Raw genomic sequence first — 10,357 nt, 5'->3', positions numbered from 1 at the left:
CGGGCGGGGCGGCGGGGGGGTGTGCGCGGCGCCCCTCCCGTTCGACCGTTGCTCCGGTCAGAGCTTCTTGGCCCCGGGGGCCTCGGCCTTGTCCTTGTCCTTGCCGTCGGCTTCGCCCTCGGCGTCCACCGGCGCGGCATCGGCCTTGACCGCGGCGTCGGCCGTGACGTTGTCCCCGCCCTTGGCAGTGACCTCGCCCGCGGGCTCGTCCCCTGCCTTGGTACCGGCCTTGGCGCCGGCCTTGGCGTCAGTCTTGTCCGAGGACTTGGCCTCGTCGCCCTCGGCTGCTCCGTCCCCGGCCGGGGTGTCCCCGTCCTTGGCGCCGGCCTCCGGCTCGACGACCGCCTCGCGGCCCGGCCGCAGCTTCGCCGACAGCACCAGGTACACCACGGCGAGCACGAAGACGACGATCGAGGTCCACACGTTGAGCCGCAGGCCCAGGATGTGGTGGGCCTCGTCGACCCGCATGTACTCGATCCAGCCGCGGCCCACGCAGTACGCGGCGACGTACAGCGCGAACGCCCGCCCGTGTCCGAGCGTGAAGCGGCGGTCGGCCCAGATCACCAGCAGGGCGACGCCGATGCACCAGAGGGACTCGTAGAGGAAGGTCGGGTGGTAGGTCCCGGCGACCCGGTTCGGGCCGTCGGTGATCTCCACCGCCCACGGCAGATCGGTGGCGCGGCCGTACAGCTCCTGGTTGAACCAGTTGCCCCAGCGTCCGCAGGCCTGGGCCAGCGCGATGCCGGGGGCCAGGGCGTCGGCCCAGGCCGGCAGCGGGATGCCGCGCCGGCGACAGCCGATCCAGGCACCGACCGCGCCCAGCGCGATGGCGCCCCAGATGCCGAGGCCGCCCTCCCAGATCTTGAAGGCGTCGACCCAGTCGCGGCCCTCGCCGAAGTAGAGCTGGTAGTCGGTGATCACGTGGTAGAGGCGGCCGCCGACCAGGCCGAACGGCACGGCCCACACGGCGATGTCCGCGACCGTGCCCGGCTTACCGCCGCGCGCGACCCAGCGCTTGTTGCCGAGCCAGACGGCGACGAAGACGCCGATGATGATGCAGAACGCGTAGCCGCGCAGCGGGATCGGCCCGAGATGGAGCACGCCCGTCGACGGACTGGGAATGAAGGCAAGGTTCATGGCAAGAGCCGACGCTACCTTGCCGGACGGTGGGGACCGCAACCCGCCCGGCAAGCTGCTGCCGAATCGAGACGGCCCTCAGTGGTCCATGGGCATCCCTGCGTGGTCCGGGGAGGCGTCGGCCGAGCCCGATCCACCGGTGGCCGAGCGTCCCGCCGAGCGTGCCGCGGAGGCCGAGGAGGAGGCCGAGGGCGTGGCCGAGTGGCCGGAGGAGGCCTTCCCCGAGCCCGACGCGGACGGCGACGGCGATCCGGACCTGCCCGGGGAGCCGGATGAGGATGCCGATGCCGACGGGGAGCCCTTCACCCCGCCGGGGCCGCCCTTGCCGGCCGCCTCCACCTTCTCCTTCAGCTTCTGCGGGGTCAGCGGGTTGGCCTGGTCCGCGAAGATGTCCGTGCCGTCGAGGAGCACGGTCGGGGTGCCGCGGAACTTGCCCGCGCGGAAGGCGTCCTGCGACTTGTTCACCCAGCTGTCGTGCGTGCCGTCCTCGACGCAGGTGCGGAAGGCGGGGGTGTCCAGGCCGTCGACCTTCCCGGCCAGCTCCAGCAGCTTGGCGTTCTTGCCGTAGGCGTCGTTGGTCTCCTCGGGCTGGTTCTCGAAGAGCACGTCGTGGTACGGGGAGAACTTTCCGGCGTCCTGGGCGCAGGCCGCGGCGTTGGCGCTCTTGAGGGAGCCGCTGCCGCCCATGTTCCCGTCGATGAGGGTGACGGTGTGGTACTCGACCTTGAGGAGGCCCTTGGCCTCCAGCTCGTGGATGGTGTCCCGGTAATTGGTCTCGAAGGCCTTGCAGGCCGGGCAGCGGAAGTCCTCCCACACGGTCAGCGTGGAGGGGGCCTCGCTCTTGCCGGTCTGGATGGCGAGCGCGTCCTTGCCCGTGGCCCCGGACGGGGCGACCGCCGGGCCGCCCTTGGCGGAGGATCCGCCCTTGCCGGTGTTCGCCGCGATCAGGCCGACGACGGCCGCCAGCCCGAGCACGCCGACCACCGCCGCCGACACGACGAGGGTCCGCCGTCGCTTGTCCTTGGCCTTCTGCCGCTCGCGCTCCACCTGGAGTCGCTCGCGGGCCGATCGTTTCGTCGCATCGCGGTTCGCACCGTCGTTCATGTCGCTCACGTTCGGCCAAACGAAGCAGGGAGGCACTCTCGTGCCTCCCTGCCCCTACTTCCACCCGATCGGGCTACAGAACCCGCTCAGGGGTCCGTCTGCCCGATCGAACGCGCCGCCCGTCGGCCCCCGCGCACGCCTCGGTCACCCGGCGCGCACGCCCGGGCCGCCCGGCGCACGGCTCAGCTCCGGCGCACGCCTTCGGCGAGCTCGCCCGCCAGTGCCTGTACGGCGGCCAGCCCGGCGGGCAGGTCCGGCGCGTCGAGCAGCAGCTTCACGAAGGCGGAGCCGACGATGACGCCGTCGGCGAAGCCGGCGACCTCCTTGGCCTGGGCGGCGTTGGAGACGCCCAGTCCCACGCAGACCGGCAGGTCGCTGGTGGCGCGGGTGCGGGCGACCAGGTCGGCCGCCTGGTTGCCGACGGACTCGCGGGTGCCGGTGACGCCCATGAGCGAAGCGGCGTAGACGAAGCCGGAGCCGGCCGCCGTGATGGTGGCGAGGCGCGCGTCCTTGCTGCTGGGGGCCACGACGAAGACGGTCGCCAGACCGTGCTTGGCCGCGTGCTCGCGCCACAGCGCGGACTCCTGGACCGGCAGGTCGGGCAGGATGCAGCCCGCGCCGCCGGCCTCGGCGAGCTCGGCGGTGAACCGCTCGACGCCGTAGCGGTCGATGGGGTTCCAGTACGTCATGACGAGGATCGGGGCGCCCGTGGCCTCGTAGGCCTCGCGGACGGTCCGCAGGGTGTCCGCGATCTTGACTCCGCCGCGCAGGGCGATGTCGTCGGCGGTCTGGATGATGGCGCCGTCCAGGACCGGGTCGCTGTGCGGGAGGCCGATCTCGACCACGTCCGCGCCGCCGGCGATGACGGCCTTGACGGCCTCGATGGCCCCGTCCACGGTCGGGAAGCCGGCCGGGAGGTAGGCGACGAGGGCCGCGCGGTCCTCGGACTTCGCCTTGGCGAGGGTGGCCGAGAGGAGTTCGATGGTGCCGCTCACTTGGTCTCCCCCTCGGAGGCGTCGTACAGGTTGAAGTAGCGGGCGGCGGTGTCCATGTCCTTGTCGCCGCGGCCCGACAGGTTGACGACGAGCAGGCCGTCCTTGCCGAGCTCCTTGCCGAGGTCCAGGGCGCCCGCGAGGGCGTGTGCGGACTCGATGGCCGGGATGATGCCCTCGGTGCGCGAGAGCAGCCGCAGGGCCTGCATCGCCTGGTCGTCGGTGACCGCGCGGTACTCGGCGCGGCCCGCGTCCTTGAGGTAGGAGTGCTCCGGGCCGATGCCCGGGTAGTCCAGACCGGCCGAGATGGAGTACGGCTCGGTGATCTGGCCCTCCTCGTCCTGCAGGACGTAGGAGCGCGATCCGTGCAGGATGCCCGGCTCGCCCGCGGTCAGCGTGGCCGCGTGCTCGCCGGTCTCCACGCCGTGTCCGGCGGGCTCGAAGCCGACCAGGCGGACGTCGGCGTCCGGGATGAAGGCGTGGAACAGGCCGATGGCGTTGGAGCCGCCGCCGACACAGGCCGCGACCGCGTCGGGCAGCCGCCCGGCGCGCTCCAGGATCTGTCGGCGGGCCTCGACGCCGATGACCCGGTGGAAGTCGCGGACCATCGCGGGGAACGGGTGCGGGCCCGCGACGGTGCCGAAGAGGTAGTGGGTGCGGTCCACGTTGGCGACCCAGTCGCGGAACGCCTCGTTGATGGCGTCCTTCAGGGTCCGGGAGCCGGACTTGACCGCGATGACCTCGGCGCCGAGCATCCGCATCCGGGCCACGTTCAGGGCCTGGCGCTGGGTGTCGATCTCGCCCATGTAGATGGTGCACTCGAGACCGAACAGGGCGCAGGCGGTGGCGGTGGCCACGCCGTGCTGCCCGGCGCCGGTCTCGGCGATGACGCGGGTCTTGCCCATGCGCTTGGTGAGCAGCGCCTGGCCCAGCACGTTGTTGATCTTGTGCGAGCCGGTGTGGTTCAGGTCCTCGCGCTTGAGGAAGATCCGCGCCCCGCCCGCGTGCTCGGCGAACCGCGGCACCTCGGTCAGGGAGCTGGGACGGCCGGTGTAGTTGACCATCAGGTCGTCGAGCTCGGCCGCGAAGGCCGGGTCGCCCTTGGCCTTCTCGTACTCGACGGCGACCTCGTCCACGGCGGCGACGAGCGCCTCCGGGATGAACTTGCCGCCGAACTCGCCGAAGTAGCCCTCGGCGTTGGGGATGTGACCCTCGGGGTCCGGGATGAAGAAACTGCTGGCGCTGGACATGCCCAGGTACTCCTACGGAGGCGACGCGGATGTCTTCAACCGTATTGCGCCGTCCGCCCGCGATGCGCACACCCCGCTGGGGCATGGGCGTACGAGGGTGCGGAGCGGCCCGCCCCGGAGCCGGCGGCTCGGGGGAACGGACCGTGACGGGACACCGGCGGGACCGGTGTACGACGTACACCGTCCGGCGGGTCTCGTTACGACGCGACTCCGGGTCGCCATCGCATGCCGTTGACCTGACCGGGCTCTGAGCCGATCACGTACCGGACCCGCCGCCCGCGCACGCGGCGTGCCGGGGCGCGGCAGCCGCGAGGGCGGCAGCCGCGCGCCAGCGGCGCGTGCGCCGTCGGCACACCGGCCAGGCCTGAGCCCGGTCGGGTGCGGACGGAGGGGCGATTTCGGGCCATGGGTGCGGGTCAGCTCCGCCCGTGGCGCAGGGCGGGGTGGGCTCCGGCGGCGACGAGGTCGGCCACGGCCGCCTTCGGGTCGCGGCCGGTCACCAGGGACTCCCCGACGAGGACGGCGTCCGCGCCCTCGTTCGCATAGGCGATCAGGTCGTGCGGCCCGCGGATGCCGGACTCGGCGACCTTGACGATGTGGGCCGGGATCTCGCCGACGATCCGCTCGAAGGTGGAGCGGTCGACCTTGAGGTCCTTCAGGTTGCGGGCGTTGACGCCGATGATCTTGGCGCCCGCCGCGACCGCACGCTCGATCTCTTCCTCGTCGTGGACCTCGACGAGCGGGGTGAGGCCGATGGACTCGGCCCGCTCGATGAGGGAGACGAGGGCCTCCTGCTCCAGGGCCGCGACGATCAGCAGCACGAGGTCGGCGCCGTAGGCGCGGGCCTCCCACAGCTGGTACGCCGTGACGATGAAGTCCTTGCGCAGGATCGGGATGTCCACGCGGGCGCGGACGGCCTCCAGGTCGGCCAGCGAGCCACCGAAACGACGCTGCTCGGTGAGGACGGAAATGACCGCCGCACCGCCCGCTTCGTAGTCGGCGGCGAGCCCGGCCGGATCGGCGATGGCGGCCAGCGCACCCTTGGAGGGGCTGGACCGCTTGACCTCGCAGATCACCTTGACGCTGTCGCCGCGCAGGGCAGCGACGCCGTCCTTGGCCTGGGGCGCCTTGGCGGCACGCTCCTTGAGCTCGTCGAGGCTGACGCGAGCCTGCCGTTCGGCAAGGTCTTCGCGGACCCCTTCGATGATCTCGTCGAGCACACTCACGCGAGCGGCCCCCTTCCGGGTCGATGACGGTCGGCCGCCTTGCAGACACGTACAACTGCAAGGTCAGCAGTTCAAATGGTATCCGCAGGACGCCTTGCCCTCCGCACGCGGTTGACGGCGTCCCAATAACTGGACATCCGGAATCTTTACTTCAGCTATACCTCAGGGCGCCAGGAAAGAGCCCATGGGCAGGTTCCGGACAACGGAGAACACCAGGGCCGCCGCGCCGAGCCCCCACCAGTACAACGGTCGTACGACGAGCCTCGGGCCCGGCACCCCCCGGTAGGCGCGAACCAGCCACAGGACCATGAAACCGGCGAAGAGGAAGTAGCCGGCGACCGCCAGTGCATTTGCCCCGATAGCTGTCACGAGATCGCCATGGGCGAACGCGTGCGCGCTGCGCAGCCCGCCGCAGCCGGGGCACAGGACCCCGGTCAGCCGGAACAGCGGGCAGACCGGGTAGTGGCCCGGCTCGTTCGGATCCACGGTCCCCACGTACGCGAGGGCCGCGGCGGCCGCACCCAGCGTGAGCGCCGGACGCGCCAGCCGGCCGGCCCGGGACACGGGTGCGGGAGGCGGCGCGAGGTCGGTCGTTCCAGAGGAGGCGTCCACCCGCTGATTCTCTCCGCTCATGACAAAAGGCGCAGCCCGACAGGGCCGCGCCTTTCGAAAACCCGCGTAACCACTGCCGCCCGGTCAGACCTTGGCGGCGACCCGGTTCGCGGCGATGACCTCGGAGAGGTCCTGGTGCGCGGACTTCGGCGCACCCATGCCGGCAGCCTTCATCGCCATGCCCACGACACCGCCGAGGACGACGACGACGAGACCCGCGTAGAAGCCCAGCGGGTTCGCCAGCACCATGAAGGCGCCGGAGATGCAGAAACCGATGACCGCGATGATGACACCGGTCCAGGCGGCCGGGGTGTGTCCGTGGCTAGTGCCCGCCATGAGTTGCTCCTCGTACTCGGGTGTGCTCTGTCGCACGCCGCACGTGCTGTGTCGAACGGTGCTGTGAACGCTCGATGGTCATTGTCCCGTACCAGGCGGCGACCTCGTTCACGGGGTCGGCTCCGGGTTCAGGGGGTCGTATCCGGGGGTCCGGACGGCCGGATCAGGGGTTCAGCGGGCCGGGTCCGGGCCGGTGGGGTCCTCGCCCCGGTCCAGAGCCTTCCACAGGTCCTCCGGCCGGTCCGGGTCCACCACGGCCGCCTTGCGGGGCCGCGGGCTGCCGTCGCGCTCGTAGCGGCCGCCCATCGCGGGCCAGGCGCTCCCGAAGCGCAGCGCGAGCAGTCCGGCCAGCAGGATCAGGGCCCCGCCGACGGCCGTCACGTAGGGCCACGCCGTATGGGTCAGGCCCGCCACGTGGGCCGCGGTGTCGGCCGTCGTACGGGCCGCCTCCGCGTCCAGGGCGCGTCGGCCGTCCGCGTTGGCCAGGGCGGCCGCCCCCGCGCCCAGGCCGCTCAGTGCGAGCAGCGCCGAGACCAGCAGCCGGCTCCTGCCGCGTACGGCGAAGACGGCGACCAGGGCGGCGAGCCCCACGATGGCCAGGGCGGCGGGCAGGCCGGTGACGGCCCGCCCGTCGGCGGTCACCGGCAGCGAGCCGCCGCCGATGGCGGCGACGCCGCGGGCCCAGACACGGCCGGAGGCGAGCAGGACAACGGTGGCGCCGAGCGCGCCGAGCAGCAGGGCGGCGGCCACGCTGCGGCGGCCGCCGCGGCCCGAGGGGGCCTCGGGCTCGGCGGCGGCATCGGCGGGTTCGGTTCGGGGCGGGGGTACGGCACTCACGTACCCCACTATCCCCTACTGGCTCAGGCGCCGTGGAGGCGGTTCGCCGCTGCCACCGCGCGGAGCACCGCGGCGGCCTTGTTGCGGCACTCGGCGTCCTCCAGCTCCGGCACCGAGTCGGCGACGACCCCGGCGCCGGCCTGCACGTACGCCTTCCCGTCGCGCAGCAGCGCGGTGCGGATGGCGATGGCGGTGTCGGAGTCCCCGGCGAAGTCGAGGTAGCCGACGCAGCCGCCGTAGAGCCCGCGGCGGGTGGGCTCCAGCTCCTCGATGATCTGCATGGCGCGCGGCTTGGGCGCGCCGGACAGGGTGCCGGCCGGGAAGCAGGCGGTGAGCACGTCGAAGGCGGTCCGGCCCTCGGCGACGCGCCCGGTGACGGTGGACACGATGTGCATGACGTGCGAGTACCGCTCGATGCTCATGAAGTCGACGACCTCCACCGATCCCGGCTCGCAGACCCGGCCGAGGTCGTTGCGGCCGAGGTCGACGAGCATGAGGTGCTCGGCGCGCTCCTTGGGGTCGGCCAGCAGCTCGTCGGCGAGCTCGTTGTCCTGCTGCGGGGTGGCGCCCCGGTGCCGGGTGCCGGCGATGGGGTGGACCATGGCCCGCCCGTCCTCGACCTTGACCAGCGCCTCGGGGCTGGAGCCGACGACGTCGAAGCCGTTCTCGAAGCGGAAGAGGTACATGTACGGGGAGGGGTTGGTGGCCCGCAGCACCCGGTAGACGTCGAGCGCGGAGGCGCTGCACGGGGTCTCGAACCGCTGCGAGGGCACCACCTGGAAGGCCTCGCCGGCCCGGATCCGCTCCTTCACGTCCTCCACGGCGGCCTGGTACTTGTCGCCGCCCCACAAGGCCGAGTACTCCGGCAGCTCGGAGGCGGGCAGCGGCATCGGCGCGTACGGGGCGGGCCGCGCGAGGTCGGCCTCCATCGCGTCGAGGCGGGCCACGGCGTCCGCGTACGCCTCGTCGACGCCCGCGGCGAGGTCGTTGTGGTTGATGGCGTTGGCGATGAGCTGGACGGTGCCGTCCCAGTGGTCCAGGACCGCCAGGTCGGAGGTGAGCAGCATCGTCAGCTCGGGCAGCTGCAGATCGTCCTCGGTGTGCTCGCCGATGCGCTCCAGGCGGCGCACGATGTCGTAGCCGAGGTAGCCGACCATGCCGCCGGTGAAGGGCGGCATCCCGGAGGCGAGGTCCCGGGGGGTGTGCAGGGCCTCGACGGTCTGCCGCAGGGCCTCCAGGGGGTCGCCCGAGGTCGGGACGCCGACGGGCGGGGTGCCGATCCAGTGGGCCTCGCCGTCGCGGACCGTGAGGGTGGAGGCGCTGCGGACGCCGACGAAGGAGTAGCGCGACCAGGAGCGGCCGTTCTCGGCGGACTCCAGGAGGAACGTCCCGGGGCGTTCGGCGGCCAGCTTGCGGTAGAGCCCGACGGGCGTGTCACCGTCCGCCAGCAGCTTGCGGCTGACGGGGATGACGCGGCGGTCGGCCGCGAGCTTGCGGAACGTCTCAAGATCCATGGCGTGGGACCTTACTTGTGATCGGCTTCGGCTATTCGGCTTCGGCAGTGGGGCCGGCGGGGCCGGCCAGGGGCAGGACGTCGGCATCGAAACACGTACGGGCACCGGTGTGGCAGGCCGCCCCGACCTGGTCCACCTGGACGAGCACGGTGTCGGCGTCGCAGTCGAGCGCGACGGACTTCACGTGCTGGAAGTGGCCGGACGTGTCCCCCTTCACCCAGTACTCCTGACGGCTGCGCGACCAGTACGTGCAACGGCCGGTGGTCAGGGTGCGGTGCAGGGCCTCGTCGTCCATCCAGCCGAGCATGAGCACCTCACCGGTGTCGTACTGCTGGGCGATGGCCGGGACCAGACCGTCCGCGGAGCGCTTGAGGCGGGCGGCGATGGCGGGATCGAGGGAGGACGTACTCATGGGAGCCATTGTGCCGGGCCGAGGCGACGATCAAGGATCCCTGTCCGCCTGATGGGCAGGCACGGGGCGGGTTCCAGCCGTAGGCTGGCCGACATGTCTACCCATGCGAAGCGTGAACGACTGCTGCTGGCCGACCTGTTGGAGTCGGCGGGTCCGGAGGCGCCGACGCTGTGCGAAGGCTGGCGGACGCGCGAGCTCGCCGCGCACGTGGTGGTCCGGGAGCGTCGCCCGGACGCGGCGGGCGGCCTGCTCCTGAACGTCCTGAAGGCCCGCCTCGACAGGGCGATGGAGGAGTACGGGGCCAAGCCGTACGAGGAACTCGTCCAGCTGATCCGGACAGGCCCGCCGAAGTTCTCCCCCTACTCCCTGAAGCAGATCGACGAGCTGGCGAACGCGGTGGAGTTCTACGTCCACTCCGAGGACGTCCGGCGCGCCCAGCCGGACTGGTCCCCGCGCCCCCTGGACCCGGTCTTCTCCGACTCCCTCTGGTCCCGCCTGGAAAAGCTGGCCCGCCTGACGGGCCGCCGCTCCCCGGTGGGCCTGGTGCTGCGCCGCCCGAACGGCCAGACGGCGGTGGCGCACAAGGGTGCGCCGGTGGTGACGGTGACCGGCGAGCCGGGAGAGCTGACCCTGTTCTGCTTCGGCCGCCAGTCCGCTGCCGCGGTGGAACTGGACGGCCCGAAGGAAGCCGTCGCGAAGCTCACGGTGGCCCAGCTGGGCATGTAAAGCCCTTCGGCCGCCCCCATCACACCGCTGCACGGCCTGCGCCGGACTCCGCCCGTCGGCCGGATCGGCCCTGCGGGGCGGAGTCCCCTACCCACCCTTCCACCGTTCCCCGGGCGCCGCCCGGACCCCGGTCCTCAAACGCCGGACGGGCTGAAAGACCCTGGGGCTCCGCCCCAGACCCCGCTCCTCAAACGCCGGAGGGGCTGGATAC

Annotated in this window: 12 protein-coding genes; 1 reads left to right on the top strand and 11 read right to left on the bottom strand. The window is 72.3% G+C overall.

The features are described from left to right. Positions 1-57: 57 nt before the first annotated feature. From lgt to hisI, 11 genes are all read right to left on the bottom strand, one after another. A complete protein-coding gene (gene lgt, locus ACFWNV_RS37525) occupies positions 58-1,137 on the bottom strand; it encodes a prolipoprotein diacylglyceryl transferase (RefSeq protein ID WP_383956121.1) in 1,080 nt (359 codons plus the stop codon). Between the two features lie 78 nt (positions 1,138-1,215). Beyond that, entirely contained in the window at positions 1,216-2,241 is a 1,026-nt protein-coding gene (locus ACFWNV_RS37520; RefSeq protein ID WP_383956118.1) for a DsbA family protein, read from the bottom strand. A gap of 182 nt (positions 2,242-2,423) precedes the next feature. Next, entirely contained in the window at positions 2,424-3,236 is an 813-nt protein-coding gene (trpA, locus tag ACFWNV_RS37515; protein WP_383956115.1) for a tryptophan synthase subunit alpha, read from the bottom strand. Beyond that, entirely contained in the window at positions 3,233-4,483 is a 1,251-nt protein-coding gene (gene trpB / locus ACFWNV_RS37510) for a tryptophan synthase subunit beta (RefSeq protein ID WP_383956112.1), read from the bottom strand. The genes trpA and trpB overlap by 4 nt, the downstream gene beginning before the upstream one ends. 197 nt (positions 4,484-4,680) lie before the next feature. After that, positions 4,681-4,890: a tryptophan biosynthesis modulator TrpM gene (gene trpM, locus ACFWNV_RS37505; protein ID WP_250743802.1), complete on the bottom strand. Its 210-nt coding sequence runs from the start codon at positions 4,888-4,890 to the stop codon at positions 4,681-4,683. 9 nt (positions 4,891-4,899) lie between these two features. After that, positions 4,900-5,709, bottom strand: coding sequence for an indole-3-glycerol phosphate synthase TrpC (gene trpC / locus ACFWNV_RS37500; RefSeq protein WP_250743801.1), 810 nt, complete (start codon positions 5,707-5,709; stop codon positions 4,900-4,902). Between the two features lie 162 nt (positions 5,710-5,871). Then, on the bottom strand, positions 5,872-6,342 hold the full coding sequence (locus ACFWNV_RS37495) for a DUF2752 domain-containing protein (RefSeq protein WP_383956108.1): 471 nt from the start codon (positions 6,340-6,342) through the stop codon (positions 5,872-5,874). A 63-nt stretch (positions 6,343-6,405) separates the two neighbouring features. Continuing rightward, positions 6,406-6,657: an HGxxPAAW family protein gene (locus ACFWNV_RS37490; RefSeq protein ID WP_383956106.1), complete on the bottom strand. Its 252-nt coding sequence runs from the start codon at positions 6,655-6,657 to the stop codon at positions 6,406-6,408. Between the two features lie 171 nt (positions 6,658-6,828). Beyond that, positions 6,829-7,503 (bottom strand): TIGR02234 family membrane protein, encoded by a 675-nt coding sequence (locus tag ACFWNV_RS37485; protein ID WP_383956103.1) that lies wholly within the window; start codon positions 7,501-7,503, stop codon positions 6,829-6,831. A gap of 14 nt (positions 7,504-7,517) precedes the next feature. Then, a complete protein-coding gene (locus ACFWNV_RS37480; RefSeq protein ID WP_383956100.1) occupies positions 7,518-9,008 on the bottom strand; it encodes an anthranilate synthase component I in 1,491 nt (496 codons plus the stop codon). A 31-nt stretch (positions 9,009-9,039) separates the two neighbouring features. Next, positions 9,040-9,429 carry a phosphoribosyl-AMP cyclohydrolase gene (gene hisI / locus ACFWNV_RS37475; protein WP_383956097.1) on the bottom strand — a complete coding sequence of 130 codons (390 nt, stop codon included), beginning with the start codon at positions 9,427-9,429 and terminating at the stop codon, positions 9,040-9,042. 84 nt (positions 9,430-9,513) lie between these two features. On the opposite strand from hisI, the gene ACFWNV_RS37470 reads away from it, so the two are divergent. Further along, on the top strand, positions 9,514-10,146 hold the full coding sequence (locus tag ACFWNV_RS37470) for a TIGR03085 family metal-binding protein (RefSeq protein ID WP_383956094.1): 633 nt from the start codon (positions 9,514-9,516) through the stop codon (positions 10,144-10,146). Positions 10,147-10,357 lie beyond the last annotated feature (211 nt).

The sequence above is a fragment of the Streptomyces sp. NPDC058401 genome (assembly GCF_042722885.1).
Taxonomy (GTDB): domain Bacteria; phylum Actinomycetota; class Actinomycetes; order Streptomycetales; family Streptomycetaceae; genus Streptomyces.
Note: the sequence above shows the minus strand (reverse complement) of the source record. Positions and strands in the feature narration are given on the sequence as shown.

What these genes read in the sequence shown, in the direction of transcription:
- ACFWNV_RS37520 (WP_383956118.1), bottom strand. Translation starts at nt 2,241, where the DNA reads ATGAACGACGGTGCGAACCGCGATGCGACGAAACGATCGGCCCGCGAG.
- ACFWNV_RS37495 (WP_383956108.1), bottom strand. Translation starts at nt 6,342, where the DNA reads ATGAGCGGAGAGAATCAGCGGGTGGACGCCTCCTCTGGAACGACCGAC.
- ACFWNV_RS37480 (WP_383956100.1), bottom strand. Translation starts at nt 9,008, where the DNA reads ATGGATCTTGAGACGTTCCGCAAGCTCGCGGCCGACCGCCGCGTCATC.
- lgt (WP_383956121.1), bottom strand. Translation starts at nt 1,137, where the DNA reads ATGAACCTTGCCTTCATTCCCAGTCCGTCGACGGGCGTGCTCCATCTC.
- trpM (WP_250743802.1), bottom strand. Translation starts at nt 4,890, where the DNA reads ATGGCCCGAAATCGCCCCTCCGTCCGCACCCGACCGGGCTCAGGCCTG.
- ACFWNV_RS37470 (WP_383956094.1), top strand. Translation starts at nt 9,514, where the DNA reads ATGTCTACCCATGCGAAGCGTGAACGACTGCTGCTGGCCGACCTGTTG.
- ACFWNV_RS37490 (WP_383956106.1), bottom strand. Translation starts at nt 6,657, where the DNA reads ATGGCGGGCACTAGCCACGGACACACCCCGGCCGCCTGGACCGGTGTC.
- trpB (WP_383956112.1), bottom strand. Translation starts at nt 4,483, where the DNA reads ATGTCCAGCGCCAGCAGTTTCTTCATCCCGGACCCCGAGGGTCACATC.
- hisI (WP_383956097.1), bottom strand. Translation starts at nt 9,429, where the DNA reads ATGGCTCCCATGAGTACGTCCTCCCTCGATCCCGCCATCGCCGCCCGC.